The 16,648-nt window shown below is 42.4% G+C and carries 9 protein-coding genes; all 9 read right to left on the bottom strand.

The annotated features are described in order from the left end of the window. Positions 1-2 precede the first annotated feature (2 nt). Positions 3-1,019, bottom strand: a complete 1,017-nt coding sequence (locus HNQ56_RS12985) for a glycoside hydrolase family 18 protein (RefSeq protein ID WP_429146752.1) — start codon at positions 1,017-1,019, stop codon at positions 3-5. Between the two features lie 300 nt (positions 1,020-1,319). After that, a complete protein-coding gene (locus tag HNQ56_RS12980) occupies positions 1,320-3,656 on the bottom strand; it encodes a glycoside hydrolase family 3 N-terminal domain-containing protein (protein WP_429146749.1) in 2,337 nt (778 codons plus the stop codon). 9 nt (positions 3,657-3,665) lie between these two features. Next, positions 3,666-6,764 carry an alpha-mannosidase gene (locus tag HNQ56_RS12975; RefSeq protein WP_429146746.1) on the bottom strand — a complete coding sequence of 1,033 codons (3,099 nt, stop codon included), beginning with the start codon at positions 6,762-6,764 and terminating at the stop codon, positions 3,666-3,668. 96 nt (positions 6,765-6,860) lie between these two features. Beyond that, a complete protein-coding gene (locus tag HNQ56_RS12970; protein WP_429146743.1) occupies positions 6,861-7,844 on the bottom strand; it encodes a glycoside hydrolase family 130 protein in 984 nt (327 codons plus the stop codon). 381 nt (positions 7,845-8,225) lie between these two features. Continuing rightward, positions 8,226-9,722: an ABC transporter substrate-binding protein gene (locus HNQ56_RS12965; protein WP_429146741.1), complete on the bottom strand. Its 1,497-nt coding sequence runs from the start codon at positions 9,720-9,722 to the stop codon at positions 8,226-8,228. Positions 9,723-9,807: 85 nt separating this feature from the next. Then, the gene (locus HNQ56_RS12960; protein ID WP_429146739.1) at positions 9,808-10,734 is read right to left on the bottom strand and encodes a carbohydrate ABC transporter permease; all 927 of its coding nucleotides are present in this window, start codon (positions 10,732-10,734) and stop codon (positions 9,808-9,810) included. Between the two features lie 26 nt (positions 10,735-10,760). Then, positions 10,761-11,720, bottom strand: coding sequence for an ABC transporter permease (locus tag HNQ56_RS12955; protein WP_429146737.1), 960 nt, complete (start codon positions 11,718-11,720; stop codon positions 10,761-10,763). A gap of 420 nt (positions 11,721-12,140) precedes the next feature. Further along, positions 12,141-13,547 carry an alpha-L-fucosidase gene (locus HNQ56_RS12950; RefSeq protein WP_429146734.1) on the bottom strand — a complete coding sequence of 469 codons (1,407 nt, stop codon included), beginning with the start codon at positions 13,545-13,547 and terminating at the stop codon, positions 12,141-12,143. Between the two features lie 89 nt (positions 13,548-13,636). After that, complete coding sequence (locus HNQ56_RS12945; protein WP_429146731.1) at positions 13,637-16,621, bottom strand: glycoside hydrolase family 2 TIM barrel-domain containing protein; 2,985 nt, start codon at positions 16,619-16,621, stop codon at positions 13,637-13,639. Positions 16,622-16,648 lie beyond the last annotated feature (27 nt).

The following is a 16,648-nucleotide window of genomic DNA, read 5'->3' as shown; positions in this document are numbered from 1 at the left end:
TACTACGCCTCCTTTAGCTCCTGATATAACGCATTAAGCAACACTCTTGTCTTATCACATTTATGTTCCCAATAAAACACTCCTCCATAACCATGCTGGATGGTATATCTTGCCTTCAGCCTTAAAGATTCCTCATCATCATAGGAAAGAAATGAGGAGCCGTCAAATAAATAAGGCGCTTTTGCTTCATTATCCCAATAGCGAATATACCCATTCTTATTAATGTATTCTTTTGCCAGGACATCATAATCCGGTCCATAGCTTCCTCTGGTGTCACTGATCTGCAGCAGCCCATGATTACGGCCATTTAAATTAACCCACTTTCTGGAATAAAATGCCGTTCCCATTAACAGCTTTTCCTTAGGAACACCGGACTCATGAAATAACCGAAGGGCCTGATCACAGCTATTCATGAGTACATCTCCCACATTGGAATACAAAGGTGTATGATGACCCGATAGTGAATGAAAACCGCATTTCAGATCATAGGTCATCAAACAGATATAATCAAGATATTTCATGAGCTCCGGGAGTTCAACACAGTGGACATAATATACATCTGCTCCTGCCGCGATAGAAAGAATTCGTTTCTCACCATCAACCGCATTTAGATGCTGACGAATGGCTTTGCAAAGTAAGGTGAAATTCTGTTTATCATCGGCCGATACCTTACTCCCATTACAAGGGGAGCAAGGATATTCCCAATCCAGATCAACGCCATCCAGATCACATTCTTTCACAATAGCGGCTAAGTTGGATGCAGCTTTTTCTCTTAACGCTTCACTTTTACAGCAGATTGAAAATCCGCTGCCGCCTACTTCGACAATTGATAAGATTATTTTTATATCAGGATTCCATTTTCTCATCTCCGGTATCAGCTTTACGATTCTATGGTCTTTTGCAGAAATCGTACCGTCACTATGTATATGGCCGAATGCAATATTAATATGTGTTAATTTTTGTACATCCTCTTTCGTAATATCTCCACTGCCGACGTAGGCTAATAGTTTCTTTTTCATGTATAATTACTTCCCCCTCACTACGCAAATATTATTTTAGTATGTGAGCATAATACGTTTCGTAAAAGTATAAATATTTCTATATCTCTTAACATTGTTATATAACATTATGAAACAAATAACAAGCTATTTTTAATATTTTTTATGTATAAAGTTAATTTTACTGATTATTTGATTCTATTATTATAATAATTATTTAAAATGTTAAATATATATATTAACATTTTACAATTTACTTAGCACCAAAAATGGGCTGTTTCTCCACGAATTTATAATCAGTGTAGAAACAACCCATTCTATTTAAAGTAATACAACCTTCCCCTGCCAGAAAGTATGGCAGCCGTCGGATAACATCAACTGCAGCTCTCCGGCTTCCGGTCTGAACTCCATTTTATTATCCCAGATTGAGACCCTTTCTTCATCAAGATATAAGACCGCTTTTTTCGTCTCTCCTTTATTAACCCACACCTTGATAAAATCTTTCAGTTCCATAACACGCTGTATGACACTGGACTGCATATCCCTTATGTAAAGAAGCAGCAGCCCATAACCGTCATAGTTGCCGCAGTTGCTTATACTAACCTCCAATCGAATCCTGCCCTTCTTTATATGGCTCAACGCCAGTTCGATTCTGTCTGAACATTGGTTTTGCCGCTCTTCTTTTCTGCAATCTTCATGATACAGGAACTTAAGCCCTATCTCATTGTATTGAAAATTCGTGTAGGACAAACCGTATCCAAAGGAATACAGGGGACTTTCCGTCATATTATAATAACCCATGGCCTTATAAGAGTCCTTGTAATTATAATAAACCGGCAGCTGGCCAACATGCCTTGGCAGGGAAACCGGAAGATGACCCGAAGGACAGATTTTCCCAAATAGTATTTCAGCAACAGCCTGCCCTCCCTGCATTCCAGGATAAAAGGCACATAGCAGGGCTTTGGAATACCGATCTATTTCTTCTATCGCATAGGGGCGGCCCTGTATCAGGACGGTAATCACCGGCTTTCCCGTTTGGTATATTGCTTCTGCCAGCCGGGTCTGCAAGCCGGGCAGGCTTAAATCCACTGAATCTATCCCTTCCCCGCAGTCCATATCCAGGCTTTCCTTTGATTTTGCCGCACCGTTTGCATCAAATTCAGCCCTTGAAAACCGGCTGGAGGAACCGCCCAGGACAAGAATCACAGCATCACAGCCTTTTGCTAACCGGACAGCCTCATCTATATAGTCTTCCTCTTTCTTAATTAACCCGCAGCCTTTTGAGAATTTTACTGTTACATCTTCCTTATTACTCTTAAGGAATTCTTTTATCCCTTTTAATACGGTAATCCCGGCCTCCCCGCGAACAGGCGGCGTATAATCTCCCAACTGATGATAGATTTCATCTGCATTTGGTCCGATTACCGCAAGAGAGCGTATTTTGTTTCCGTGCAAAGGAAGGATATTATCCTCATTCTTTAACAGGCACACGGATTCTCTGGCTAGCTGAAGTGCTTCCGGATGGTTTTGATAAGAATAGTACGCCGATATATCCTTCTCTTCAATATAAGGCTTCTCAAAAAGGCCCATTTCAAACTTCAGCTTCAATACCCTGAATACGGCCCCGTCAAGGTCCTCCGGCTCCAGGAAGCCGCTCTCATATGCCTCCTCCAGTCTGGTAAAGCCTTCATCCCACAGGCTGATGTCAATACCGGCCTTTAATGCTATGGTTGCCGACAGCGCATGATTCCCCGTCATACCATTCAACCGGTCAATTGCCAGGCCGTCTGCCATCACAACACCATCAAAGCCCATCTCTCCCCTGAGAACATCCGTCAGCAGCTTCTTATTGCTGTGGCAGGGTATGCCATCTATCTCATTGTAAGCTGCCATGATCCCTTTCACTTCCGCCTGACAGCAGGCTCTTGCAGCGGGCAGATGGATTTCCCTCAATTCCCTTTCTCCGATACGGGCGGCACTGGCATTGATTCCACCTGTGCCTTCTCCCTGGGCACAGAAATGCTTTGCTACGGCAGCTATACCGTTGCTCTGGATTCCCATAACAGCAGCCTTTGCCAGCACACCGGCAAGATAGGGATCTTCGCTGTAGCATTCCTCACTTCTTCCCCACCTGGGATCTCTTAAGATATCCAGCACGGAAATAAGCGCCATATGGACTCCCAATTCTTTTAACTGGCTGCCGCAGACCGCATAGGCCCTTCTTAACAGCTCCGGATGAAAGGCTGCACCGGCATTGAGATTCACCGGCAGAAGATATCCGTCAAGGGCCTGATGTCCATGGGGGCATTCAGAGCTTAACAGCATGGGAATTCCTAATCTGGAATGCTCCAGGACATATTTTTGTATTATATTATAGGCTTGGGGACCAAGGATGCCAGTCAGTCCGTTTTCATAATTTTTCCCCGACCAGGGGTCCGCCCGATGCAGTCCATAGAGCACCCCCAAGCCTCCATAATACTTTACCTCTTCTTTCAATTCCCTGCTTATTATAACATCGCTTCCCTTTCGTTCATAAGCCTGAAATCCGTATAGATGCTGGTTAAGCTGTCCTGCCTTTTCCCTCACTGTCATATGGGATAACAAATCCTTTGCCCGTTCAATTGGAGAAAGTCTGCTGTTCTGATACAAATAATTCATCCCGACCTCTTATTTGAATTTAATTTTATAGGTTTTTATCTCATAAGGCTTTATCTCGAAAGCAAAGCCCTTTTCCGTTCTGGGAACGGCCTCAATTACCTCTTCCAGCAGATTGCACTCCTCGACGGACAAAATATCTGCAGAAATTCCAAGGCTGACATTCGCTTTGGTTAAGGCATTCTCAAATTCATAGATACGAAGTACTATGCCGTCTCCATCTTCCGCCTGTTTTACAGTCTCTATCATGACATTGGATTTGTCGATGGACACATAAGAAGCAGCCTCACCGGGGACACCTCCCTTAACTGCATAAGCCGGCTGGTTTAAGCTGGCAGCTTCCCTGACGGTATCGGCTGCTCTCCAGGTTTCGGCATGAGGATAGATGGCATAGGTAAAGCAATGCTCTTCCTGATCCGTTGCAGGATTGGGTTCAATACCGGATTTAATCAGGGTAATCGCCATATTGCCGTCCTTTATGGAATGACCGTACTTACAATCATTTAACAGACTAACACCATAATGGCCTTCCGATAAATCGATCCACTTGTGTCCGCAGCTCTCGAATCTGGCAACATCCCAACTGGTATTGCTATGTACCTTCCTTGTAAGGTTACCGAATTGAATGTCAAAGGCAGCTTCATCGGAGTGGATATTGACAGGGAAGTGCACTTTCAAAAGATGCTGGTGCTCTTTCCAGTCAACATAGGTATCAAATTCAATTCTTCTGCTGCCGGCGTAGAAATATATCTTCTGCCGGATAACCGATTGGCTGACCTTTCTGTCTATTTCCAGGGTTGCACGAACCTCACCTATTTCCGTCCATTCCATACGGGAAACATCGGTGACATCCCAGGATTTTTCCGTATAGAAGATATCAATATCCCAGTTATCAAAATAAATGGGCTTATCTTCATAGATCCGGAACAGATTCCCCTGCTGCCTTGCCTGTAATACTTCTCTGTCGTTCTCTTTATCATAGAGGGAGGTAAACAGTCCCCGTTCATCAAGCTCTATGATATAAAAAGGTGTTTCGAGGCAGTTGCCGCTTAAAAGGAAAGGTACCTCCCCTTTCCTGAAGCTTACTGCTTCAAAGGTCTTACTTCCCTTAGACGGCAGCCCTTTCAGGAAAGCAACCCCGCCGTCCGCCGTTTTCTGAACCGGATAGATATTACCGTCATCATCCTTAAGGGCTTGCACGTCCAGGCCGCCCAGATGAACAATATCATCCCGGAGGAAGCCCAGGGTGTTAAACACAGTAATTCCTTCCCCGCTGCCGGTTAATGCCCCCAGACGGTCTGTTATCATCGCTTCGGCCTTTTCTTTCAGTTCTGCATATTCCTGCTTCGTAACCTCATATACCTCTTTGATGGAGGAACCCGGCAGTATATCGTGGAACTGGTTCAACAGCACCTTCTTCCACATTGCATCAAGCTCTTCTGCCGGATAAGGGATATCCTGCTTTAATGCCATCACGGAAAGGAGCTCCAGGTCCATCAGCATCAGCTCGCTCTTACGGTTGGAACGCTTGTTTCTTGCCATGGAAGTATAGGTTCCTCTATGGTATTCAAAATAGAATTCCCCTTCCCAGACTGCAAGCCTTTTATTGTCCTTCACTCTGTCATACAATTCGTCAAAATACGTTCCGGAAAATTCCTGGCGTACTTTTGGTATTCCTTTTATCCCCTTTTCCATGCGGATGGAAGTCTCTAGCATCTCTCTGGTGGGACCGCCACCGCCGTCTCCGTATCCATAGGAAATCAGGATATCATTGTTTATGTCTTTATTCTGATAACGCATCCAGCCGCCCATAATGGAATCGGGATGAAGCATTCCGTTGTACGTGGTAAAGTATTCATTGGCACTCTGGCCCACTCCAAGGGTGGAAATAAAATGGGTAAAGATTTCCGTTCCGTCAATGCCCTTCCAAAGCAGGGTATCGTTTGGTATCTTGTTAAATTGATTCCATGCCAGCTTGGTAGTCATAAAATAATCAATTCCGGATTTCTTCATAATCTGGGGAAGCGCCCCGGAATAGCCGAATACGTCAGGAAGCCAGAGAATCCGGTTATCAACGCCAAATTCCTCTTTAAAGAATTTCTTGCCGTGAATAAACTGACGGACCAGAGACTCTCCTGAGGTAAGGTTACAATCAGCCTCTACCCACATACCGCCTTCCGGCTCCCATCTGCCTTCCTTCACTTTTTCCTTTAACCGGGCATAAAGCTCAGGATACCTTTCCTTAAGGAAAGAATATAATTGGGGCTGGCTTGACATGAATTTATAATTCGGATATTCCTCCATAAACTTTAAAACAGTGGCAAAGCTTCTCGCAACCTTTTCTCTGGTCTGCTCTACGGTCCACCACCAGGCAACATCAATGTGGGTATGGCCGATGCAGGTGGCAATCACATCTTCAAATCCCGCCATATCCTCATATAAGGCTTTATCAAGATATTGATCCGCTGCTTCCAGGGATTCATAAAATTCTTTTGAGTAAGGGATCCGAAGATCCAGTAAATTAATGCAGTTATTTAATACCGTCTCAATATCCTTTCTTACCTTATCCTCCTTATCCATTCGGGAAAAGGCGCTCAAAGGAACCTGGATATCATAATAGAGCTTTTCAATCCTCGGATCAATCTCCATCATTTCCACGATCAGATTGAATTCACTATGTATCGTTCCCGTATAGGACTGCAGATCCAAATGGTAGGTCTGCCCGGAGACCGCTTCCTTTGTCAAAAGGACTCTCCTATGATTCATATCAATTCCCTGGGTTGCCGTACGGTCAACAAATAATAGGAATTGCGGATTTTTACCGTCATCCCATTCATCAATCTGTGTTCTTACGTTCATCCATACCGCTTTTCCTTCCATAGCCTGGGGTACCGTGAATTCACTGCGGAACCAGTAATGCTGATCCGGGCCGTACCAGTGCATGGTTTTACAGTCAAATCCTTCCCATTCTTCTCCTGCCTTATCTACATCCTCCGGATGGACATAATTCCCCCTTTTGAATTTCCAGTCATCAACAGGAAGCTTTTGTACCACGGAAAGCTTCTTTAATTGGTCGCAGATTACACGAATCCGCTTATCTAAAAACACCATAGACACCTCTTTCTACCTTAAAGATTTTATATTCTTTTTTCATTGCTTCCTATACTGTATTTTATCAACTTATCCTATGTGTTGTCCACCTGATCTCTAAAATTCCTCCATAGCTGCCATTAATTCATCAACCGTTGTAAAGGCCAATCCCACTACGGTATCCGCACAACCATAATAAATGGCAATTCTTCCGGTATCGGCATCCGTTAAGGCCGCACATGGAAATATCACATTAGGTACATCTCCTGTTATTTCATACAACTCACTTGGCGCCAGAATATAATTCCTGGTTCTTTTCTTCACCTTCCAGGGTTTATCCATATCCAGCAGGGCACATCCCATGCGGTATACGAACCCGTTGCAGGTTGCCAGAACACCGTGGTATATCAGCAGCCATCCCTTATCTGTTTCTATGGGAGTAGCTCCGGCTCCAATTTTTGTGGACTGCCATCCTGAAACTTCAAAATCACAGGTTCCCATTACATATCGGTGATGCCCCCAATACTCCAGATCATTGCTCTGACTATAATAGATATCTCCGAAAGGGGTATGGCCGTTATCACTGGGTCGGCTTAGCATTGCATATTTACCATTAATTTTTTTGGGAAAAAGGACTCCATTTCGGTTAAAGGGGAGGAAGGCATTTTCCAATTGAACAAAGGTTTTAAAATCAAAGGTATATCCCACTCCGATAGTCGGACCATGATATCCGTTGCACCAGGTAATATAATAACGGTCTTCCATATAACAAACCCTCGGATCATAACGATAGACCTTTTTCGTAATCTCCTCGTCCTCCCCGATGAATTCTATAGGCCCCGGCTGAATGTCCCATTGAACACCATCCTTACTAAATCCCACATAGATGTCCATAGTTATGGCCTTACTGTCACACCGGAACACCCCTGCATAACCGTCTTGAAAAGGCACTACCGCACTGTTGAAGACGCTGTTTGATGTCGGTGTTGCCCCTCTTTGGATAATCGGGTTAGCATCATATCGCCAGACCGGATCCCGGAGCCCTTCCGGTTTATCCTGCCATGGAAGCTTCGGATAGGACCTTCCAATAATTTTACTCATCTGTTATCCTCCATAATATTATGATTAAAGCATCAAAAGCACCTTTTGAAACTTTAATTATATGATTAGTCAAGCACTGCTGTCTGACATTTGCCGCATGATTTATCTGATAATTAGAATTAAAAAATAATCCAACTTATTTTCAAAATATGACTGATTCGAGTGTCTAAAGGTTTCCTTTGACACTCGAATCAAGATTTAAACGGGCTATTGCAACCCCCCGCAACGAACTCTCTGCCTGTATTTGTAACAGCCCGTTTAATATTTACAATACCACAATTTTTATTTTATTTGTGTCCAAGCAAAAATCTTATGCATGGAAATATAGTATCTTTATCCTGGAGCAGTATATATAAACTCAGTACAATTTAATATCTTTTCCTATTTATAATAAGCATTAATCTGATTCTGTACTTCTGTGAGAATGGTATCAAGTCCGGCAGCTTTTAATTCTTTGGTGATCTTAGCCGCTGTCTCTTCAGGAGCAGCCGCACCCGTTAATAATTCACTCTTATACTTGTTGTATACTTCTCTGCAGTTGGCAAGTTCATTCTGAATGTTGGAGTAATCTGCGTTAAATCCTAACAGAACAGAAGGTTTTGCACCTTCATTTAACGCTTTTACTTCATCCCACTGATTAAACTCATCTGTTGTCAGCTGGGAAACCGTAAAAAAGGTACCCTGGGTATATCCTGCCATCTTCCAGTCTGTATTAAGCCTTTCGATTTTACCGTCATCTGTGTATTTGAAGTTTTCTCCTTCAACACCGAAGTAGAAGGCATCCCTGACTTTCGAATCCAGGTTTACAAGCTGTAAGAATTCCAGACACTTTTCAGGATATTTTGCACCGGAATAAATTGCATTTACTGAACCGCGGACCGTTTCATTGGAAACTATCGTATCGTTAATCTGAATCGCTTCGGCTTCTACCCCCATATTAGGTCCCCAGGTGGTTTTTGCAGCAGAAGGCCAGCCCTGAGCGATACTTACCGCTTTATATGTTGGTGTTTCTGAGGTAGAAGGGGCATCGGGATTAATGATACCGGCTTTATACCACTCATTAATGATTTTCAGCTGGGACATAATATCTTCCTGCTCCAGGGCATTTACCACCGTACGGCTTCCATCATCATACCTTACGCCAACGCAAGGAATTCCAAGCCCGACGGAATCATATAAGCTGAAAATCATGCTAAGTCCGTTCTGATCCATGGGGAAAGCCGCAATTCCTTCTCCTTCTGTAATTTTCTTCAAAGGCTCGGTAAGGGCTTCCAGGGTATGGATATTCTTATAATCAATGCTGTATTTATCCGCCATTGCCTTATCCCATACGATAAAATTGGACATGGAGGAATCTTTGTAGGTAGGAATACCATATACACTTCCGTTAATGGATACCGCACTCCAATAGTCCTCCGGAATATAGCTGTACAGATCAGGAGCGCTGGTTTTTATAATATCCTTGATATCATAATAAGCACCTAAAGCAGCATCGCTGGTAAAGTTACTGCCGTCAGTAAACAGAATATCAAAATATTCACCGGAGTTGACAAGGATATTTCTTCTGTTTCCCCAATCTCCCCATGATACAACTTCCATATCGATGTTAACCCCGATTTTTTCTTCCAGATATGGATTGATCTGCGCTAACCAGGCATCATAATTGTCGGGCATGCCGCTGCCGACAGCAATCCACTTTAAGGTTACTGTCTCTTTGCCGGATGTGTTATTATTCCCTGCCGGTGTTGCAGTTGCTTCATTGGCTGTCCCCGGGCTGTCCGTGTTTTTCTTGTTCTCATTGGAACCTTTGGAGCATCCTGCAAAGATTGTGCTGAGGACAAGCATGAGAGTTAATAACAAAGCCATCTTTCTTTTCATAAAATACCTCCTGTTAATTTGATTTTTTATTTATTAAAGTAACTATACTTTTAATAAATCTTTACTAGTTCGCCGGGTATTCTCATCATCCCTTTACGGAACCGATGGTTAAGCCCGAAACAAAATACCTTTGAAAAAACGGATAGGCACAGGCAATGGGTACTACGATCATTACGGCAATTGCCATTCTGGCCGACTCTGTGGGCATCATATTCTTATATTCCTGGACGGATAACCCTGCTGACGGATTATTAGCCAAAAATTCCACATTCATTTGTATTTTGTTTAAGATCGCCTGCAATGACATTAATTTATTATTATTAATATAAAGAGAGGACTGGAACCAGTCATTCCAATAACCAAAGCTTAAAAACAGTCCGATGGTAGCCAGCAGAGGCTTTGAAATAGGTAATATGATCCTTGTATAAATACTAAGCTGATTGGCACCGTCGATTTTGGCTGCCTCCACAATAGAATCCGGTATACTGGTTTTAAAGAAGGTCTTACATATGACCACATTATAAGAGGATACTGCCAGAGGAAGTATCAAGGCCCATATGGAATCCTTTAAATGCAGTATATTAATATTTACCACATAGGAAGCCACCATACCGCCGCCAAAAATCATAGGAATAAATACCACCCAGGTCAAAAATCCTTTCAGCTTATACTCAGCTCTGGATAAAACATAGCCCATGGAGGAAGTAAGCAGCAGGCCGATTATGGTTCCCAGTATGGTAACCAGCAGGGAAATTCCAAAAGCGCCCAGTATCGTCTCCTTTTCATTCCATAAGAATAGATAGGCATCCAGGGAAAATTCCTTGGGAATGAATTGGTATCCCCATTTCGCAATGGATTGCTTCGACGATACCGATATCATAATTACAAATATAAAAGGTACAATCGCTGTCAGCGCACATATCACAAAAATAATATTAAATATAAAGTTAACCGGTTTTGAAACTCTATTTAATTTATAGTTAGAAGCGGCCTCTTTATTTTTTCTCGACATCACTTTTCTCCTTCCTCCAGCTTAATTTATATGATTGCATATTCGTCATCTACTTTTTTCACGATCCAGTTCGCCAATAAAATCGTGATGCAGCACGCAGCAGATTGCAGAAGTGATGTTGCAGACGTCATTCCAATCGGTGAATTCGATCTTATTGCGTTATAAATATAAGTATCGATAGTTGATGAAACATTATAAAGGGAAGCCGGTATCCCCCTTGTCACCTGATAAAAGAGTCCGAAATCAGAACTAAAGATGCCGCCGATACTTAAGATGAACATCATAATTATGATAGGCTTTAAACATGGTAAGGTTATATATTTTACCTGCTTCCACTTTGTAGCTCCGTCAATCACCGCCGCTTCATAATAGGTAGAATCAACCCCTGTGATACATGCCAGATAAACAACTGTTCCATATCCGACCCCCTTCCACATCTTCATAAAAACGAGAATGAAAGGCCAGTATTTCGCTTCCATATACCATTGAACCGTTTCTTTCCCCATAGCATCCAAAATCTGATTAAAGATACCCTTATCCGAACTTAGAAAGGAAAAAACAAAGTAACTTACAACTACCCAGGATAAGAAATGCGGAAAGAACATGCAAGTCTGATAGATCTTCGATTTGACCTTGCCATGTATCAGGCTGAGCATAATTGCCAGTGTAACAGGAATCAGAATACCCAATATAACAAATACAACATTATATAAAATAGTGTTACGCAGCAATAATGCAAAACTGTTTGATTTAAACATGTACACAAAATTTCCAAAACCGGACCATTCACTATGTATCAGATTATAGAGAAACCCTTTACGCGGAAAAATCCTATAATTCTTAAAGGCGATTATCACTCCAAACATGGGTAAATAACTGAACAGCACATACCATACAAAGGTAGGCAAAGCCAGCAGCGATAATTGAGTATCATCTTTCGTCCAGTGCCCTCTTTTTCTTTTTTTCTTATCCGAAGCCTTTTTCATATCAACCTCCATCTGCCGCTTCAGCGGCATACAAAGCCATAAGTGAGTTTACTCGCTATGCGAAAATCAACCAATGAAACTTAACCCATATCATAGGTTGTTAATCTGACAATGCAAAACAAATCATAATTTATATTGTTTTCAAAACATCTTTGGTTAACATTTATGTTAACATCATTTCTGAAATACTAACATAATTTTAACATGTGTTTTTTCTTGTGTCAATATGTTTTTAAATGTTTTAAACAAATTTTCTCCTTGCAAACAAAGTTTTATATGTTTTTTTACTAATTTAAATTTTTCAAAAAAGTAAAATCATTATTTTTTCTAAAATATACTCTATTAATAGTATTTCCAATACATTATTAATCGTTTACATATGTTAACACTTTCACAAGGTTATTATTAATCTTTGTTTCATTAATAAAGTCCTACAAACCGGATCACGGGAGCCACCCGGAATTTTTTAAAAACAATCTTCAGTGCTGTAATTCTTGTTGGAGCAACCTCACATATCTTCTTATACCCAACTGTAGTCCCGCTATAAATCATAAGATTTCCCTGGTCTTCGATTTCTGCCCATATTTCAAAAGCTTCCACCCGCTGGCTCAGTCTGATCTGCTCCTGGAGAATGATATAATGAATCAATTCCGCTTTCTGCAGTTTAATTATGATTTCGCAGGAATCACAATAATCAACGGCTTTCCAACAGCTTTCATCGTCTTTTACAATATTGGCAGCCTGATATCCCTCCTCTGTCAGCGCTGCCTTTACGATTGCCTGTTGCGCATAATTGTGTTGAAAAGCTCCTCTGATGAAATCTCCCAACTCTGTTAACCGTTCCTCATCAAATCTTGTAATATATCCATCTTTATGAGGGGGTATATTAAGCAGCAGTACACTGTTACCTCCGACAGAATTAAGATAGATACGCTTTAAATCATCGAATGCCTTTACCTGATGATCTTCTGCTTCGTGATAGAACCAGCCCGGCCGGATGGACACATCCACTTCCGACGGATACCAGATCAGGTTCTTCGCCTTTCTTACAACATCACGGCTGCCAAGGTCTTTTGTCTGTTGGTCCAGCCCCTGCTTACGAAATTCTGCATCATCCGCTTTCTGGGAATTCTCCATTATATTCGACTGGGAGAAAACCTCTGCCGGTACAACACTCCATTCCGATTCCCTGCAATCTCCCGCCTCATTTCCGCACCAGCGTACATCCGGCCCGCATACGGCAATCACTGCTTCCGGCTGCAGCATCCGTATCAATTCATAATAGCGTTTCCAGTCATATTCCTGTTTCCTGCCATTGGGACCTTCTCCGCAGGCTCCATCAAACCATACACTGTACAGTTTGCCGTACTTCGTTAATAATTCCGTTAACTGTCCGCAAAAGAAATTATTATATTCCTCTCCGCTGCCATAGACGGGTTCATGCATATCCCAGGGGGACAGATATACCCCCAGTTTTATTCCGTATTTTTCACAGGAAGCGGCAAGCTCTGCAACAATGTCCCTTTGCAACGGAGTATGCATCACGGAATGCTTCGTATATGCCGTATCCCAAAGACAGAATCCGTCATGGTGCTTTGCAGTTATGATACAAGCCTTTATTTCAGCTTTTTTCAAAATTTCACACCACTGATCCGTATTTAAGTTTTGAGGAGAAAATAAGGATATATCCTCTTTCCCCGTTCCCCATTCGCGATCCGTAAAACTATTCATCCCGTAGTGAAAGAAAGCCGTATACTCAAGCTTCTGCCAATTAATCTGATTTTCCCTTGGTACCACTGATATTAATTTTTCCATAAATGTTTTCATTGATCCATTCTCCTTGTTCTCATATACTTTTTGTTAAAAAAACCCGGCTTTTACACCAGGTTTTCTTTATTTTTGAATGCTTTTATTTATCACTCCATATCCTTCCAAGGGCGGATCCCGAAGGAAAAATGAAATGCCTTCTCCTTAAGCCTGTATTTTTCTATTAATTCCGGGCCGCAGCTATGGGAACCAATACCGCTTACTTTATAATCCACCCGGACTACTGTTTGATTGCCGGGTTCCAGCTCATGGTTATGCAAAGCATTTGACAGCTGTTCCGAATCATAGTGGGATACATTGCACTCAAAGCCTTGTTTTGAGTAAAATTCCACACAGGTTCCATTTTCCTCATACACCTTCAGATATTTCACACCGGTATGGTTGCCATGCTCCTGAGGCATTATATAGGGAACATATTGGCTGGTTACCGTAGAATGATACCGCCCGGTTTTCACATGATGGCACAGATCAATATAATTTTCATAAGGTCCTTTTCCGAAATATTCGATTTGCTCCATCTCCTTCGGTAATACAAACTCAAAACCGAATCTCGGCAGCCAGATACAGTCTTCGTGAATGTTTACCTCCAGATCAATGACCAGATATCCCTGAGGATCTATCCGGTAGCAGGCTTCATATCTTGCAAAAGGCTCTCTTGCAACCCCTGCCAGGCTTCCCTTTACGAAAACAACAATGCAGTCCTCATCGTCTTTTTTCCATTCCATATGGTAGCACTTATGGAACAAACGGTTTATATTCCATCCGCGGTAAATATCCGTCAAAAGCCCCCATTGATGTTTTATGTACCTGTCGTTGTCTGTCGGCGCCCTCCAGGCCGTAATCTTTGCCGCTTCTTTCAGCAGGTTCTCTCCCTTCACACCAAAACCAGAAAGGACCCCTCTATTCCTGTCAAAACAATATTCCATATCACCGCAGGTGACCGTTAATATATCCTTTGTTTCTTCTGCCTTAAGGACCCCCTCGGATACTTTTCTTTCCCAGCTTTCAAGGGGTACCTGGGGCAATTCAAACTGTATCATTGCCGTTTCATAACCTGCTTCGGCCCACTGGCAGCCATACCGCCTGACTAAGGACAGATTCAGGCAGCAGCCCAGCCTGCAGCTGAGCGGAAGCCTATATGCCAAAGTTATTTTCTTTGACTGATGGGGTTCCAGCTCCACTGCCAGTTCTCCCTGTTCTACTGTTTCTCCGTCTGCTGTTATTTCCCACTTTAGCAGAAATTCATTCAAATCAGTAAAATCATAAAGATTTGTTATGCTTATCTCGCCGCGGGTACCATCAAGCAATTCTGCTTTTATGTACTGATAGGCGGCCTTTGCCTCTAAGGAGCCGGCCTTAAGGCTTCGGTCTGCAAAAACCAAGCCATCCACACAAAAGTTTCCATCATTTGTGGCTTCCCCGAAATCTCCGCCATAGTAATACTTCCCGTCCTTTAACACAGCATGGTCGGCCCACTCCCAGATGCATCCGCCAATCAGTCTGGGATAACGGTAAAACATATCTGTATAATCTTTTACATCTCCCGGCCCATTTCCCATGGCATGGGAATATTCGCACAAAAAATAGGGCCTTTCATCTTTATTCTTCCCCTCTCGTTCAAGGGTTTCCATGCTCATATACATATAGCTGACCACATCAAAACAAGAGGGATTATCCACCATATTGGCTCTTTCATAGTGTATTAACCGAACCTGATCCCTGGTTCTGATCCATTCACACATTTTATCATAATGGGTTCCGTATCCGGATTCATTTCCCAAAGACCACATAATAATACAGGGATGATTTTTATCCCGCTCTACCATCCTTCTTATTCTTTCCAACAAGGCTTCTTCCCACAGCGGATGATCCGTAAGCCAGTCTTTTGCATAGGCCTTGTATTCACATCCCGTTGACTTGGCAGAGAAGCCATGCATTTCCAGGTCTGCCTCATCCACCACATAAAAGCCATATTGGCTGCACAGTTTTAAGAATTCCGATGTTGGCGGATAGTGGGAGGTGCGTATTGTATTGATGTTTAACCGCTTCATGGCAATGAGATCTTTACGGATATCGTCCATTGACATTACATGCCCTTTGACAGGATGAGTATCATGATGATTCACACCTTTTAGCTTCACGGAAGTTCCGTTGATTAGCAGCTCTCCCCTATTGGTGGTCCCGATGGTCCGAAACCCCACTTGTATCGGTATGAATTCTCCCGGCGTTTGGAATACCAGGGAATACAGATTCGGGGTCTCTGCCGTCCATAAGTTTGGAGTCTTCACTGTATAGGCAACCTTACCGTTAATCACCTGTTTTCGCTCTATAAGATCCTCTCCGTCGTAAAGACTGCTCCATACAGGCAGCTCCGATAGATTATCTTCCCGATTCAGGATATTGACCTGAGCCATAACTTCGGACAAATTACTCTCTATTCTGATATCCTGTATATGTACTTTCTCTCTTGCTAACAGGTATACATCTCTAAAAACACCGGATAATCTGAAAAAATCCTGATCTTCCAGGTAACTTCCATCGCACCACTTCAGTACTTTAACCATTAATTCATTATTTCCCTGCTTAAGGTATGATGTTATGCGAAATTCCGCGGGTATATGGCTGCCCTGGCTATAACCGGCCTCCTGCCCATTCACATACAGATAGAAACAGGAATTAACTCCTTCAAATACAAGATAAATCTCTTTCTCTCCCCAGGCTTCTTCAAGCTGAAATATCCTTTTATAAACACCGCATGGATTTTCATCAGGCACATAGGGAGGGTCCACGGGATGGGGATAATTAATGTTGGTATAATAGGGTTTATCATACCCGAACATCTGCCAATTGGACGGAACCGGAATACTGTCCCAATTTTCAATTATCTCCGGCATATCGTAATATCTTTCATAATACTTAAAATCCCAGATGCCATTCAATAACTTATAAAAGAGGGATTGCTCCTTCACATCCTGTAATGCCGAATCCAGATTATCATAGGGAATGAAGTAAGCTCTTTCTTTTTCTCTGCCTTTTTGCAAAAAAGTCGGATCTTGCCAGTCTGTTTTCTTCATAACAACCTCTTTCTATAGTCCTATGAA

It is taken from the genome of Anaerotaenia torta (genome assembly GCF_050433395.1).
Classification (GTDB): domain Bacteria; phylum Bacillota; class Clostridia; order Lachnospirales; family Lachnospiraceae; genus Mobilitalea; species Mobilitalea torta.
This window is presented reverse-complemented; position numbering and strand designations above follow the sequence as displayed.

Bases quoted from the DNA above. Each gene is read 5' to 3' on its own strand.
- HNQ56_RS12985 (WP_429146752.1), bottom strand. From the start codon at position 1,019: ATGAAAAAGAAACTATTAGCCTACGTCGGCAGTGGAGATATTACGAAA.
- HNQ56_RS12980 (WP_429146749.1), bottom strand. From the start codon at position 3,656: ATGAATTATTTGTATCAGAACAGCAGACTTTCTCCAATTGAACGGGCA.
- HNQ56_RS12975 (WP_429146746.1), bottom strand. From the start codon at position 6,764: ATGGTGTTTTTAGATAAGCGGATTCGTGTAATCTGCGACCAATTAAAG.
- HNQ56_RS12970 (WP_429146743.1), bottom strand. From the start codon at position 7,844: ATGAGTAAAATTATTGGAAGGTCCTATCCGAAGCTTCCATGGCAGGAT.
- HNQ56_RS12965 (WP_429146741.1), bottom strand. From the start codon at position 9,722: ATGAAAAGAAAGATGGCTTTGTTATTAACTCTCATGCTTGTCCTCAGC.
- HNQ56_RS12960 (WP_429146739.1), bottom strand. From the start codon at position 10,734: ATGTCGAGAAAAAATAAAGAGGCCGCTTCTAACTATAAATTAAATAGA.
- HNQ56_RS12955 (WP_429146737.1), bottom strand. From the start codon at position 11,720: ATGAAAAAGGCTTCGGATAAGAAAAAAAGAAAAAGAGGGCACTGGACG.
- HNQ56_RS12950 (WP_429146734.1), bottom strand. From the start codon at position 13,547: ATGAAAACATTTATGGAAAAATTAATATCAGTGGTACCAAGGGAAAAT.
- HNQ56_RS12945 (WP_429146731.1), bottom strand. From the start codon at position 16,621: ATGAAGAAAACAGACTGGCAAGATCCGACTTTTTTGCAAAAAGGCAGA.